Annotated in this window: 8 protein-coding genes, 2 tRNA genes, 3 rRNA genes and 1 pseudogene; 5 read left to right on the top strand and 9 right to left on the bottom strand. The window is 43.3% G+C overall.

Annotated features, from left to right (window positions below; translation table 11 throughout):
* Window positions 1-11: 11 nt before the first annotated feature.
* The 7 genes from birA to AC0L4E_RS19990 form a co-directional block, all read right to left on the bottom strand.
* Entirely contained in the window at window positions 12-971 is a 960-nt protein-coding gene (birA, locus tag AC0L4E_RS20020) for a bifunctional biotin--[acetyl-CoA-carboxylase] ligase/biotin operon repressor BirA (protein WP_473681389.1), read from the bottom strand.
* Window positions 971-1,984, bottom strand: a complete 1,014-nt coding sequence (gene murB, locus AC0L4E_RS20015; protein ID WP_473681387.1) for a UDP-N-acetylmuramate dehydrogenase — start codon at window positions 1,982-1,984, stop codon at window positions 971-973. Before murB ends, birA begins: the two co-directional genes overlap by 1 nt.
* Window positions 1,985-2,458: 474 nt before the next feature.
* A 5S ribosomal RNA gene (gene rrf / locus AC0L4E_RS20010) occupies window positions 2,459-2,574 on the bottom strand.
* A gap of 154 nt (window positions 2,575-2,728) precedes the next feature.
* Window positions 2,729-5,620 (bottom strand): 23S ribosomal RNA (locus AC0L4E_RS20005).
* A gap of 369 nt (window positions 5,621-5,989) precedes the next feature.
* A tRNA-Ala gene (locus tag AC0L4E_RS20000) sits at window positions 5,990-6,065 on the bottom strand.
* 65 nt (window positions 6,066-6,130) lie between these two features.
* Window positions 6,131-6,207, bottom strand: a tRNA-Ile gene (locus AC0L4E_RS19995).
* Between the two features lie 73 nt (window positions 6,208-6,280).
* Window positions 6,281-7,822, bottom strand: a 16S ribosomal RNA gene (locus tag AC0L4E_RS19990).
* The 16S, 23S and 5S rRNA genes sit together here with 2 tRNA genes alongside, the layout of an rRNA operon.
* Window positions 7,823-8,482: 660 nt before the next feature.
* On the opposite strand from AC0L4E_RS19990, the gene AC0L4E_RS19985 reads away from it, so the two are divergent.
* Window positions 8,483-8,941, top strand: coding sequence for an RNA recognition motif domain-containing protein (locus tag AC0L4E_RS19985; RefSeq protein WP_473681385.1), 459 nt, complete (start codon window positions 8,483-8,485; stop codon window positions 8,939-8,941).
* 10 nt (window positions 8,942-8,951) lie between these two features.
* On the opposite strand, the gene murI is transcribed toward AC0L4E_RS19985, so the two are convergent.
* Entirely contained in the window at window positions 8,952-9,731 is a 780-nt protein-coding gene (gene murI / locus AC0L4E_RS19980) for a glutamate racemase (protein ID WP_473681383.1), read from the bottom strand.
* Between the two features lie 142 nt (window positions 9,732-9,873).
* Between murI and trmA the strand changes: the two genes are divergently transcribed.
* The gene (gene trmA / locus AC0L4E_RS19975; RefSeq protein ID WP_473681381.1) at window positions 9,874-10,980 is read left to right on the top strand and encodes a tRNA (uridine(54)-C5)-methyltransferase TrmA; all 1,107 of its coding nucleotides are present in this window, start codon (window positions 9,874-9,876) and stop codon (window positions 10,978-10,980) included.
* 104 nt (window positions 10,981-11,084) lie between these two features.
* Here trmA and fabR read toward each other — a convergent pair whose 3' ends face one another.
* Window positions 11,085-11,699 (bottom strand): HTH-type transcriptional repressor FabR, encoded by a 615-nt coding sequence (gene fabR / locus AC0L4E_RS19970; RefSeq protein ID WP_102527639.1) that lies wholly within the window; start codon window positions 11,697-11,699, stop codon window positions 11,085-11,087.
* Between the two features lie 145 nt (window positions 11,700-11,844).
* Here fabR and AC0L4E_RS19965 point away from each other — a divergent pair, with 145 nt between their 5' ends.
* The 3 genes and pseudogenes from AC0L4E_RS19965 (at window position 11,845) to mnmH (ending at window position 15,199) form a co-directional block, all read left to right on the top strand.
* Window positions 11,845-12,948: an acyl-CoA desaturase gene (locus AC0L4E_RS19965; RefSeq protein WP_473681379.1), complete on the top strand. Its 1,104-nt coding sequence runs from the start codon at window positions 11,845-11,847 to the stop codon at window positions 12,946-12,948.
* Between the two features lie 96 nt (window positions 12,949-13,044).
* Window positions 13,045-14,093, top strand: a pseudogene (selD, locus tag AC0L4E_RS19960) (selenide, water dikinase SelD).
* A complete protein-coding gene (gene mnmH, locus AC0L4E_RS19955; RefSeq protein ID WP_473681377.1) occupies window positions 14,093-15,199 on the top strand; it encodes a tRNA 2-selenouridine(34) synthase MnmH in 1,107 nt (368 codons plus the stop codon). Before selD ends, mnmH begins: the two are co-directional and overlap by 1 nt.
* Window positions 15,200-15,205: the final 6 nt, after the last annotated feature.

The following is a 15,205-nucleotide window of genomic DNA, read 5'->3' as shown; positions in this document are numbered from 1 at the left end:
GTAGAGTTGCACTACTTCGCTCGTAAACTAATCTCACCGCCAATGTAAGGGCTTATCACACCATCTGTTTCAACAAGGACGGCCCCTTGTTTGTCTATGCCTTTACAAATCCCAGATACCGACTGTGGGGCCATCAATAAGCTAATTTCTTTATCATAAAATAAATCGTGCTCTTGCCACTGAGGTATAAACGGCTCCAAGCCTTCCAATTCAAAGCGAGACAAGTCAACTTTTAGCTGCTTATGAATCGCGGTCAACATAGCAGTCTTATCAGGCATTGAATTTAAGGACGTTAAGTCACTCCATGGCTGATCAATCAATTGAGCATGTTGTTCTGACATGCTCATATTAATACCGAAACCAATCACTAAATTACACTCATCAATTGAATGACCAGAAAGCTCAATTAAAATACCTGCAAGCTTCTTATTGTCGCGATATATGTCATTCGGCCATTTAACGCCTAAACCATCAACACCAAACTCTTTTAGCGCGCTAACGATTGAACATGCAACAACAAGGCTCAAACCCATAGCGGCATTCATGCCCTGACTTAATCGCCAAAACATCGAGGCATAAACATGTTGCCCATAAGGAGAAACCCACTGACGCCCTCTTCTGCCCCTACCTGCTGATTGATACTCAGCGATACAGATATCGCCATTTTTTAATTCATCGGTATGCTGAAGCATAAACGCATTGGTACTTTCAATTTCGTTGAAATAGAAACAACGATTTTCGATGTTTTCTATTAGCTTAGTTTTATCAAAAAGCGGCAGCTGTTTAGGTAATTTATATCCCTTTCCCTTTACACTAAACACATCAACACCATAATCAGCTAATTGTGCAATATGATTATTAACAGCAGTTCTAGAAAGGCCGACTCTTTGCGCGATCAATTCACCTGAGATATATTCTTTATGATCTAATAATTCAATAATTTGTGTCTTTTTATCCCAATGTTCATTCATTACAAAGTGACCTCTCCTGTTGAACCAATGATTCTTGGTTCAGGTTCTAATTGAATTCCAAATTTCTTGAATACGATATCTATAATTGAGCTGGCCAGCTTACAAATATCAGCGCCTACTGCTGCATCTAAATTAACAAGCACTAGCGCCTGCTTATCATGTACTGCAGCTCGCCCTTGCATAAACCCTTTCAAACCCGCTTCGTCTATTAACCAACCTGCTGCAACCTTAATTTTCCCATCCACCTGCGCATAACCAACCAAGTCAGAATAGGTTTTTAATAACTCCAAATAGACGGAAGCTTCAATAATCGGGTTTTTAAAAAAACTACCAACGTTGCCAATTTGGGATGGGTCAGGCAATTTACTCATTCGTACTTCGCAAACGGCATCAAATACTGCTTCAGGTGTTACTGTTTCAATATTTAAATGCTGCAGCGGCCCGTATTTTAAATTCGGTTGCCAAAGTTTAGGCAGCTTAAATTGAACTTCAGTTATTAGCGCTTTGTTTTTAAGGTCACTCTTGAAAATAGATTCACGGTAACCAAAGTGACATTCATCTGAAGTTAACGTATAGCTGTCGAAACAAGCTAAATCTAAATAGGTTACTTGCTCGCAAAATTGATTCATTTCTACACCATAAGCACCAATGTTTTGAATCGGTGAAGCACCTACAGAGCCAGGAATAAGCGCTAGATTCTCTAAGCCATGAAAACCATTTTTCAAACAAAATTGAACAAAAGAATGCCAGTTTTCACCAGCTTGCACTGTCAGATAAACATATTCATTATCTTCATAAACCTCTATGCCTTTAGTATCAACTTTAATCACCACGCCATCAAAGTCACTGGTGAAAACGACATTGCTACCTCCACCTAAAATCATCACAGGTAAATTTTGGCTAATAGCATTTTGATATACACCCTTAAATTCATCAACGCTATTAACTTGAAATAGCTGTTGGCAATTTTGCGCTAAAGAAAGAGTGTTAAAGGATTTTAAGCTAACAGACATATACGAATACTTAGAAAAATGATGACCTATTGTACCTTGCCATTTTTAATAACACTATTAGGCAAAGTAATGGAGGATACCTTTTAAGATTTTGAACAATACTCTATCTAAGAATAGCTAAATTTAGACACAAAAAAGCCCGTTACGTAAGTAACGGGCTATCTGCTCTCAATTAAGAGAAATTAGGCGCTTGGTAATGACTCACTTTTACATGGGTATATCGACCACACTATCAGCTGTTGATGTGCCTAAACTTGTAGGTTAACTTTTGACAGACACAAAAAAAGCCCGTTACGTGAGTAACGGGCTATCTGCTCTCATTTAAGAGAAATTAGGTACTTGGTATTAACCCCTACTTACATGGGCATATCGGCCACGCTATCAGCAGTTAACGTGTCTAACCCTGCAGTTTACTTTTCTTCAGGCAAAGAAAAAGCCCTAACACATCGTGTTAGGGCTTTATCAGTATTAGGCGCTTGGCAATGACCTACTTTCACATGGGGAGACCCCACACTATCATCGGCGCTATTGCGTTTCACTACTGAGTTCGGGATGGGATCAGGTGGTACCACAATGCTATTGTCACCAAGCAAATTCGGGTGTTAATCGCTGTCGCAATTAACTAAATTCGGAAAGCTGTTTGTTTCTTTGAGTTTTCGACTTCATTAAGTGCTTAATATTCTTCACTAAGTCTTTCGTAATAAATCTAGTTACATCAACTCAGGTAAAACTTATCTGGGTTGTATGGTTAAGCCTCACGAGTCATTAGTACAGGTTAGCTCAACGCCTCACAACGCTTACACACCCTGCCTATCAACGTCCTAGTCTCGAACGGCTCTTTAGAGGAATTAAATTCCTAGGGATGACTCATCTTAGGACTCGCTTCCCGCTTAGATGCTTTCAGCGGTTATCGATTCCGAACGTAGCTACCGGGCAATGCTATTGGCATAACAACCCGAACACCAGCGGTTCGTCCACTCCGGTCCTCTCGTACTAGGAGCAGCTTCCTTCAATCATCCAACGCCCACGGCAGATAGGGACCGAACTGTCTCACGACGTTCTGAACCCAGCTCGCGTACCACTTTAAATGGCGAACAGCCATACCCTTGGGACCGACTTCAGCCCCAGGATGTGATGAGCCGACATCGAGGTGCCAAACACCGCCGTCGATATGAACTCTTGGGCGGTATCAGCCTGTTATCCCCGGAGTACCTTTTATCCGTTGAGCGATGGCCCTTCCATACAGAACCACCGGATCACTATGACCTACTTTCGTACCTGCTCGACGTGTATGTCTCGCAGTTAAGCTGGCTTATGCCATTGCACTAACCGTACGATGTCCGACCGTACTTAGCCAACCTTCGTGCTCCTCCGTTACTCTTTGGGAGGAGACCGCCCCAGTCAAACTACCCACCAGGCACTGTCCCGAACCCCGATAAGGGGCCGCGGTTAGAACATCAAAACTACAAGGGTGGTATTTCAAGATTGACTCCACTCCATCTAGCGACGAAGTTTCAAAGTCTCCCACCTATCCTACACATGTAGGTTCAATGTTCAGTGCCAAGCTATAGTAAAGGTTCACGGGGTCTTTCCGTCTAGCCGCGGGTATACGGCATCTTCACCGCAATTTCAACTTCACTGAGTCTCGGCTGGAGACAGCGTGGCCATCATTACGCCATTCGTGCAGGTCGGAACTTACCCGACAAGGAATTTCGCTACCTTAGGACCGTTATAGTTACGGCCGCCGTTTACTTGGGCTTCGATCATGAGCTTCTCCGAAGATAACCCAATCAATTAACCTTCAAGCACCGGGCAGGCGTCATACCGTATACGTCATCTTGCGATTTTGCACAGTACTGTGTTTTTGATAAACAGTTGCAGCCACCTGGTATCTGCGACTGCCAGCAGCTTAGAGAGCAAGTCTCATCACCGCCAGCAGCGTACCTTCTCCCGAAGTTACGGTACCATTTTGCCTAGTTCCTTCAGCCGAGTTCTCTCAAGCGCCTTGGTATTCTCTACCCGACCACCTGTGTCGGTTTGGGGTACGATTCCTACTAACCTGAAGCTTAGAAGATTTTCCTGGAAGCATGGCATCAACTACTTCATCCCCTTGGGGACTCGTCATCAACTCTCAGCCTAGTGTTCACCCGGATTTGCCTAAGTGAACAGCCTACAGTCTTAAACGCGGACAACCAACGCCGCGCTAGCCTAGCCTTCTCCGTCTCTCCATCGCAGTTAGCAGAAGTACGGGAATATTGACCCGTTTCCCATCGACTACGCCTTTCGGCCTCGCCTTAGGGGTCGACTCACCCTGCCCCGATTAACGTTGGACAGGAACCCTTGGTCTTTCGGCGTGGGGGTTTTTCACCCCCATTATCGTTACTCATGTCAGCATTCGCACTTCTGATACGTCCAGTGTGGGTTACCCCTTCACCTTCAACCGCTTACAGAACGCTCCTCTACCGCTTGCTCCTAAGAGCAAACCCATAGCTTCGGTGTATTGCTTAGCCCCGTTAAATCTTCCGCGCAGGCCGACTCGACTAGTGAGCTATTACGCTTTCTTTAAATGATGGCTGCTTCTAAGCCAACATCCTAGCTGTCTAAGCCTTCCCACATCGTTTCCCACTTAGCAATAACTTTGGGACCTTAGCTGATGGTCTGGGTTGTTTCCCTTTTGACGACGGACGTTAGCACCCGCCGTCTGTCTCCCGAGTAGTACTCACTGGTATTCGGAGTTTGCAAAGGGTTGGTAAGTCGGGATGACCCCCTAGCCTTAACAGTGCTCTACCCCCAGTGGTATTCGCTCGAGGCGCTACCTAAATAGCTTTCGAGGAGAACCAGATATCTCCGAGTTTGATTGGCCTTTCACCCCCAGCCACAAGTCATCCGCTAATTTTTCAACATTAGTCGGTTCGGTCCTCCAGTTGATGTTACTCAACCTTCAACCTGCCCATGGCTAGATCACTCGGTTTCGGGTCTACACCTTGCAACTAAACGCGCAGTTAACACTCGGTTTCCCTACGGCTCCGCTATTCGCTTAACCTCGCTACAAAATGTAAGTCGCTGACCCATTATACAAAAGGTACGCAGTCACGGTCTCAAGAACCGCTCCCACTGCTTGTACGTACACGGTTTCAGGTTCTATTTCACTCCCCTCACAGGGGTTCTTTTCGCCTTTCCCTCACGGTACTGGTTCACTATCGGTCAGTCAGGAGTATTTAGCCTTGGAGGATGGTCCCCCCATATTCAAACAGGATGTCACGTGTCCCGCCTTACTCGATTTCATCTATGGTTAGTTTTCATGTACGGGGCTATCACCCTGTGCCGCTGTGCTTTCCAACACATTCCACTAACACCCCATAGACTTAAGGGCTAATCCCCGTTCGCTCGCCGCTACTAGGGGAATCTCGGTTGATTTCTTTTCCTCTGGGTACTTAGATGTTTCAGTTCCCCAGGTTCGCCTCATAACGCTATGTATTCACGTTATGATGACCACTTATGTGGCCGGGTTTCCCCATTCGGACATCGTTAGCTCAAATGCTTGTTACTAGCTCGCCAACGCTTTTCGCAAGTTACTACGTCCTTCATCGCCTCTGACTGCCAAGGCATCCACCGTATACGCTTAGTCACTTAACCATACAACCCAAATAAGTTTCTATAAGAAACAAACTGTTGTTAAAGCGGGTAGCCTTAACAGTCGTATCGCAACTAGCTGGTTTATTACTAATTTGCATCTCTTACGAGTACACAAATTCGCCTTAGTTTTTAGAATATTCAAGACACTTAATAAAGTGTTTTGAGAACTCAATGTATTACTGAAAAGGGATTAACTTCCCAATAATACGATTTGTATTAATTAACATGACAGACTCATGCAATTAAATACTATCAGCTTTCCAAATTGTTAAAGAACGGGCTTAAAAAAGCCAAAGATAAAGCTGTCGCTTTATCTTTGGCGTCTCTATCCAAATATGCATGACTTACGATTTTATAAAAGTAAGTAAATGGTGGAGCTATGCGGGATCGAACCGCAGACCTCCTGCGTGCAAGGCAGGCGCTCTCCCAGCTGAGCTATAGCCCCATTTACATGCAGTCAAACAAATTTACGTTAATACAAAATCTTTCTTTAGGAGAAAATAAAGATTTTGGTGGGTCAGAGTGGACTTGAACCACCGACCTCACCCTTATCAGGGGTGCGCTCTAACCAGCTGAGCTACAGACCCAACGTAATTTGCTCTTTCTTTCTATCAAGTAATCTGTGTGAACACTCAACAAACATTAAGTTAGTCGTATAGGTAAGGAGGTGATCCAGCCCCAGGTTCCCCTAGGGCTACCTTGTTACGACTTCACCCCAGTCATGAACCACACCGTGGTAAACGTCCCCCCGAAGGTTAGACTATCTACTTCTGGTGCAGCCCACTCCCATGGTGTGACGGGCGGTGTGTACAAGGCCCGGGAACGTATTCACCGTAGCATTCTGATCTACGATTACTAGCGATTCCGACTTCATGGAGTCGAGTTGCAGACTCCAATCCGGACTACGACGTACTTTGTGAGATTAGCTAGACCTTGCGGCTTTGCAACCCTCTGTATACGCCATTGTAGCACGTGTGTAGCCCTACTCGTAAGGGCCATGATGACTTGACGTCGTCCCCACCTTCCTCCGGTTTATCACCGGCAGTCTCCCTAGAGTTCCCGCCATTACGCGCTGGCAAATAAGGATAGGGGTTGCGCTCGTTGCGGGACTTAACCCAACATTTCACAACACGAGCTGACGACAGCCATGCAGCACCTGTCTCAGAGTTCCCGAAGGCACTAAGCTATCTCTAGCGAATTCTCTGGATGTCAAGAGTAGGTAAGGTTCTTCGCGTTGCATCGAATTAAACCACATGCTCCACCGCTTGTGCGGGCCCCCGTCAATTCATTTGAGTTTTAACCTTGCGGCCGTACTCCCCAGGCGGTCTACTTAATGCGTTAGCTTGGGAGCCCAGTGCTCAAGGCACCAAACTCCGAGTAGACATCGTTTACGGCGTGGACTACCAGGGTATCTAATCCTGTTTGCTCCCCACGCTTTCGTACATGAGCGTCAGTCTTTGTCCAGGGGGCCGCCTTCGCCACCGGTATTCCTTCAGATCTCTACGCATTTCACCGCTACACCTGAAATTCTACCCCCTCTACAAGACTCTAGTTCACCAGTTCCAAATGCAATTCCCAGGTTGAGCCCGGGGATTTCACATCTGGCTTAATGAACCGCCTGCGTACGCTTTACGCCCAGTAATTCCGATTAACGCTTGGACCCCTCGTATTACCGCGGCTGCTGGCACGAAGTTAGCCGGTCCTTCTTCTGTAGGTAACGTCACAGTAACAACGTATTAAGCTGCTACCTTTCCTCCCTACTGAAAGTGCTTTACAACCCTAGGGCCTTCTTCACACACGCGGCATGGCTGCATCAGGGTTTCCCCCATTGTGCAATATTCCCCACTGCTGCCTCCCGTAGGAGTCTGGGCCGTGTCTCAGTCCCAGTGTGGCTGATCATCCTCTCAGAACAGCTAGGGATCGTCGCCTTGGTAAGCCATTACCTTACCAACTAGCTAATCCCACCTAGGTTCATCCAATCGCGAAAGGCCCGAAGGTCCCCTCCTTTCCCCCGTAGGGCGTATGCGGTATTAGCAGTCGTTTCCAACTGTTATCCCCCTCGACTGGGCAGATCCCTAGGCATTACTCACCCGTCCGCCGCTCGTCAGCAAAGAAGCAAGCTTCTTTCTGTTACCGCTCGACTTGCATGTGTTAGGCCTGCCGCCAGCGTTCAATCTGAGCCATGATCAAACTCTTCAATTAAAGTTTTTTGAGACTAAGTCTCGGCTCAATGAATTCTGATTACATTATGCAGACTCGGAAGAATCTACATCCTGTTTGTTACATATTGCTATGAACACTCATCACTTACGTGATTCAGAAAATATTGATAATAATTTTTGATTGCTACCTAAGTAGCAATTTCGATTAACTCAACACCTGTGAGTGTCCACACAGATTACTTGATAAATTGTTAAAGAGCGTTAGCGCATCTCGGTAAGCCCGAGTGGCTAGGGATGCGTATTTTACGCAATTCCCGTTTCGCGTCAAGTCATTTTTAAACTAATTTAAAAACTCTTTTCAGCGTCACTTTACAGTGAACTGATTTGGCGTGTACACCATGCTATTGCGTGGTTTGCCGTGTCAGTGGATGCGCATTATAGGCAGATTCTGAAACACCGCAAGGGCTTTTTATAATAAATAGATTCGAACGGAGATCTTTTGTTCAGATCGGTTTATTTTTGACTGCTATGGGTATTTTTGAAGCGATTTTATTCTACTTTAATATAGTGCAACGGAGTTTTTATTGTGTTTTGAGCTCATTTTTTCATCATAGTATGGTGAAAGCGCCAATAATTCATTACCATAGCAATGCTTTTTAACAGTTATTTATCATTTTTCATTTTTATTAGAGATAAACTTATGCAGAAGTCATTTGTTATTACCTTAGTTGTGGCGCTAATTGGCGCAGTCATCATTTACGCTCTTTCTACCAATGTTCAACTTGTTGTGTCTTTTATTGCAGGTGTAATGTTAGCTAGTCTTATTTTCACTTTCGTACCTTCTTCATCTGCTGCAGGTTCAAATGAACCTTATGTTGGACCAACAATGACTTTATATGTTGGTAACCTTCCGTATCGTGTTCACGAAGGTGAAGTAAAATCACTATTCGGTGAGTATGGTCCAGTAAATTCAGTGCGTTTAGTTCGTGATAGAAAAACAGGTCGTCGTAAAGGTTTCGGTTTCGTAGAAATGTCAGAAGCTGGTGCGAAGAAAGCGATGAACAAATTGAATGATTACAGTTTCCAAGAGCGTACCTTAAAAGTACGTGAAGCCAAATCACAAGAATCAGATCCAGCGGATCAAAATAAAGAAAGTTAGTAAGACCCTATTAGTTGGCTACGGTAATGCACTCTAACTGTGTAAACCCGTAGTCAGCTAATGTCATTTTAAGCCCTTCATCAATCCCTTTTGTAAAACCTGCTTTCAACTTCCCTTTCGCTATATCATTATCTTTTATCAGTGACATGACTCTAGTGGCAATTGCATCACCAGAATCCAGTAATTGCACAGGATGAGTTAATGCTCGCTTGATTTCTTGCTGTAATAGCGGGAAGTGAGTGCAGCCTAATACGAGTGTATCTATATTGCTGTCATTTATAGGCGATAGTATCTGTGCGATTTGATCTAAATTGATATCTTGTTTCTTTGCCTTAGTTTCTGCGATTAACACCAACTCTGATGAACCTATCAAAGTAACTTCACAGTCACCAGCAAAGGAGTTGATCAAATCTTGTGTGTACTGTCTTGTAACTGTACCTGGTGTTGCCAACAAACCAATATGTCGAGTCTTTGATATTTGCGCTGCAGGCTTAATTGCAGGTACGACACCTACAACAGGAATAGATAATTGATTTCTTAGTTCTGGTAATACTAAGGTACTTGCACTATTACATGCTACGACAACAACCGAAGCCTTAATTTTCTCGACCTGATTTACGATTAGCGCAACACAGCCTCTAATCAACTCTTGTTCTTCAAGATCGCCATACGGTAGACGCGCATTATCAAACAAATAGTAAATATCATGGTTGGGCAATCGACTGTGAATATGCTCAAACACAGATAAACCACCAATGCCTGAATCAAAAATGAGTATAGGACCGACCAAGATATTCTCCGATAAGAGTATTTATTAATAGGAATTCGAGGATATTTTGCTTTAATCAACCAAGAACACCCCAATCCGCTGGACATCAGCGGTATGTAGTATAATATTTGCGCCCTTAATTTACAGCCTATGGTGGAACAAAATGAATTTAGCTGCAATGGATCCTAAAAACTATGATGCGCAACTCGAAGAAAAGCGTATCAAGCTTGAACAGACCTTTGCCGAGTTTACTCCGCCTAGTTTAGAGGTTTTTGCTTCAGAACCTGCAAATTACCGTATGCGTGCAGAATTTCGAGTTTGGCATGATGGTGATGACTTATTCTATTACATGTTTGATAAAGTACTGAATGAAAAAGTGCGTTGCGAACAATATCTACCTGCAGGCAAACTCATTAATGAAGTGATGACAGCCTTAATGGAAGAGCTTCGTCCAAATCATGACTTGCGCTTTAAGCTTTTCCAAGTTGATTTTTTATCGACTCTTAGCGGCGAAATTCTAGTATCTCTGCTTTATCACCGTCAGCTTAATGATGAGTGGCGCCAGCAAGCTGAGCAAATGAAGCAACGTTTATCTGAAAAATTTAACGTTAACTTTATCGGCCGTGCACGTAAGCAAAAAATCGATTTAGATAAAGACTTCGTGGTTGAAACGCTAACTGTAGATGGCAACGAACTTAAGTATAAGCAAATAGAAAATAGCTTTACTCAGCCAAACGCTAAAGTTTCAGTCAAAATGCTTGAATGGGCGATATCTGCCACTAAAGACAGTACTGGCGACTTACTAGAATTGTACTGCGGTAATGGTAATTTCACTATTGCACTCGCGCCTAACTTTGATCGCGTACTCGCTACTGAACTGGCCAAACCGTCTGTTGATGCTGCACAGTACAATATTGCAATCAACAACATTGAAAACCTGCAAATCATTCGTATGTCTGCTGAAGACTTTAGTGATGCAATGGCTAAAAAGAGAACTTACCGTCGTTTGGAAGGTATCGATTTAGACAGTTATGACTGTAATACTATTTTTGTTGACCCACCACGTGCAGGTATTGATGACGATACGCTGTCGTTAATGCAAAACTACGACCGTATTTTATATATCTCTTGTAACCCTGACACGTTAAAAGACAACTTAGCAACCCTAAGCCAGACTCACGAAATTACTCGTTTCGCTTTATTTGATCAGTTCCCTTACACCCACCATATGGAATCGGGTGTGTTGCTTGAACGTAAAGCAAAAACCTAAGACCTCGAACTTAGCTACTCTAGTAAAGCCCTAAAATCAAAAAGGCGGTGTTGTGAAATCACAACACCGCCTTTTATGTTTGTAGAATAAACAAATTCTACAAACTATTTGGTTTCTACTTTATGTTGCAGCGCTTCAGCACCTTTGGCCACCATACGTAATTGCAACACTAAGTGGTCGGCGAGCACTTTTCGATCAGCACGTTTCATATCTAATGCAGATGCACCAGCATTAAACACTAAAGTTACCAAAGCTTCAGCTTGAACCCTTGCTAACATAGGAGTTCGACCAGCCGTGGCTTCAGTGTAATGTGACAGCTCTGAAATAAAGTGTTCAATTTCTCTGGCAACTGCAGCGCGAAAAGCAGCTGAAGTACCTGAACGCTCGTGTAATAAAATACGAAAAACGTTTGGGTTTGATTCCAGTACTTCGACAAAAGTATCCACAGAGATACGAATAACACTGCCACCAGCTTCAGCACGTTGACGGCCTTTACGCATCATTTGTCTTAGTGTTAACCCGCCTTCGTCAACCATAGTAAGACCTAATTCGTTCATGTCTTTAAAATGGCGATAGAAAGATGTCGGTGCAATCCCTGCTTCCCGTGCTACCTCACGTAAACTTAAACTCGAAAAACTACGCTCAGCACTGAGTTGATTAAAAGCGGCATCTACCAATGCACGACGGGTTTTTTCTTTCTGTAATGCTCTTACACCCATGTATAGAATCCATTTAGTAAATGTTAGTGCACAGATAATACCGTTTTTAACCAAGAAACACAGCCCTTCAAAGCTTGACCATGGAATGAGGGTAAGTTAAATTAGCGTACAACTGTACGCCCAATAAGTTTTTTGGATTATCTTAATGAAAAAACCACCGATTATTTGGTTAAATACATCTCTATTTGCACTCACTTTATTGGGTGCTATCACGCTTGTTCCTTGGCGTGGAATGACCCATGGCTTCGAGGCTATTGAATGGGTAGCCTTTGTAGTGCTCGCTTTTGCCAGTGGCTTATCAATTACTGCTGGATACCACAGGTTATGGTCACATAAAGCATATAAAGCTCATCCAGTTGTGCGTTTCTTATTTGCGCTTGGCGGAGCACTTGCCTTGCAAAATAGTGCATTGCATTGGTCATCTGATCATCGTATTCACCACAAGCATGTGGACAATAACGACAAAGACCCTTATTCAGCAAAAAAAGGCTTCTGGTATAGCCATATCGGTTGGATGTTACGTGAATACCAAGCTAGTCGTTACCATGACTACAACAACGTTCGCGACTTGCAAAAAGATGCCATCGTAATGTGGCAGCATAAACACTATCTCGCATTAGTGGTATTGATGAACATTGGTTTACCTGCGTTTTTAGGCTGGTTAAACGGCGATATTATTTCAATGGTACTGATGGCAGGACTACTTCGTCTTGTTGTTGTCCATCACTGCACCTTCTTTATTAACTCTCTTGCCCACATCTGGGGGAGCCAGCCATACACCAATAAAAATACCGCCCGTGATAATGGTGTGATTGCTTTATTAACCTATGGTGAGGGCTATCATAACTTCCACCATATTTTTGAAAACGATTACCGTAATGGTATTAAATGGTGGCATTACGACCCAACTAAATGGCTAATCAAGTCGATGCATTGGGTAGGGTTAGCATCAGATTTACGCGTTGTTCCACAAGAACGTATTGAAAGTGCAAAATTACAGATGCAGCTATTAAGAGCCCAAGACAAAGTCGCTCACTTACCTAACTGTGATGAAATTATTGCTAACTTCCAAGCTGAATACGATCTAATGAAGCAACATCTTGTTGAGTACTATCAAGCAAAGAAGAGTTTGATTGAAGCTAAGCGCAAGCAACTTAGCTACCAGCAACTCAATTTACAAGTTGAAGAGTTAAAAGCACGCCTGTTAGCTCAAAAGAAAAATTGGAATAACATTACAACGGCTTATTAAAACAAGTCATTGTGATTAATGTGAAACGGCTACCTTGCAAGGTAGCCGTTTGTGTTTATGATGGATAATCGACTTTCCAAACAGGTTATTCATTTCATGGCAGAAACCGATATTAAACTTACCGAATACAGTCATGGCGCTGGCTGCGGTTGTAAGATTTCGCCTCAAGTGCTCAGCACCATTCTTGCCAGTGATATTCCAGCCTTTACCGATCCCAATTTGCTTGTAGGTAATCAATCCCGTGATGATGCAGCGGTATACAAGTTAAATTCAAAACCGGCATTATCAGCACCACTGACTTTTTCATGCCGATTGTTGATGATCCTTTTACCTTTGGACGGATTGCAGCAACCAATGCTATAAGCGACATCTACGCCATGGGTGGTACACCTATTATGGCAATTGCGATACTGGGTTGGCCGGTGAATACCTTGTCTGCTGAAGTGGCTCAAAAAGTCATTGAAGGTGGACGGCAAGCCTGTGCTGATGCAGGCATTATGCTCGCAGGTGGTCACAGCATTGATGCACCAGAACCCATTTTTGGTTTAGCAGTTACCGGTCAAATACCCTTGGCTAAGCTTAAGCGAAATGATCAAGCGCAAGCTGGAGATAAACTCTATCTCACGAAGCCTATTGGTATAGGGATATTAACTACTGCTCAAAAACAAAAAAAGCTCGCGGATGAAGATAGCCACATTGCCATCAATGCAATGTGCCAACTTAATAAAATCGGCCAGAACATTTCCATCATTGAAGGCGTTAACGCATTAACTGACGTGACAGGTTTTGGTTTAGCAGGTCATTTAATCGAAGTCTGCCAAGGAGCCAACTTAGCAGCGACATTATCTTTTGATGAAATTCCTTTATTGGATAAAGCAGAGCACTATCTCAACCTAGGTTGCATTCCTGGTGGGACCCAGCGCAATTTTGACAGCTATAAACAACATTTAGGCCTGCTAACAGATAAACAAAAAGCCATTTTATGCGATCCACAAACCAGTGGCGGCTTATTAATATCGGTATCACCAAGTGCTGAACAGCAACTTATTGATTGCCTAAGTGAGCAAAATATAAAACCAATTTGTATTGGGCAGTTATCAGCAACAAGCACAAACCTATCCTTACCATTGGTGGCGTTAAACTAATGACCACCAATCTGATTAACAGTAGTGAATACCGACGCCTATTCCTAGATGATGTGCCTTTACTGGATGTGCGTGCACCAATTGAATTTAACAAAGGGGCATTTTCTCAATCAACCAATATTGGGTTAATGACTGATGATGAGCGCAAACAAGTCGGCACTTGCTATAAACAACAGGGGCAAGCTGCAGCCATCACCTTAGGTCATGAGTTAGTTAATGGCACGACTAAGCAACAACGTATAGAAGCTTGGCTGCAATACATACAAATTCACCCGCAAGCTTATCTGTATTGCTTTCGTGGTGGGCTGCGTTCTAAACTGACTCAGCAATGGATAAAAGAAGCAGGTATCGATATTCCCTTCATTGAAGGCGGATATAAAGCGATGCGCCAATATCTTCTTCAGACCATTGAGACTGCAACGGCTGAGCAGCCATTATTGATTCTCAGTGGTATAACAGGCAGCGGTAAAACCGATCTACTCATGCAACGTAGTGAGGCTATCGACTTAGAAGGTTTGGCCAATCATCGTGGTTCTAGTTTCGGGAAAAATATCGATCCTCAGCCAACTCAAATCAACTTTGAAAACAACTTAGCGGTTCAGTTGCTCAAACAACAAGAATTATCAAGCAAGTTTACCTTGTTAGAAGATGAGAGTTATTTAATTGGTCGCTCAGCTATTCCACAAGTATTTTATCAAGCGATGCAGCGCAGCCAAATAATCGTTTTAGAAGAAGATTTTGATAAGCGTCTGACTCGATTACACAAAGCCTATGTCGTCGATAAATCCACTGAATATATTCATCGCTTTGGCACAGAGCAAGGTAAAAAAGCCTTTAGTGAATACTTACTGAATAGTATTAACTGCATTAAAAAGCGTTTGGGCGGTAAAACACATGCAGAGCTCACGGTATTAATTGAGCAAGCCATCAATAGTCAGTTTAATCGAAACGACTTATCCGCTCACTTCGATTGGATATCAGCCCTACTTCGTCATTACTACGACCCAATGTATCAATACCAACTTAGCAAAAAACAACAACGGGTTATTTTCACTGGCGATCATCAGGCTATAAATGAATGGCTATCAAATAACAGTTCAAAATAAAAAGCG

Source organism: Shewanella sp. GJ50-10 (assembly GCF_055808815.1).
Note: the sequence above shows the minus strand (reverse complement) of the source record. Positions and strands in the feature narration are given on the sequence as shown.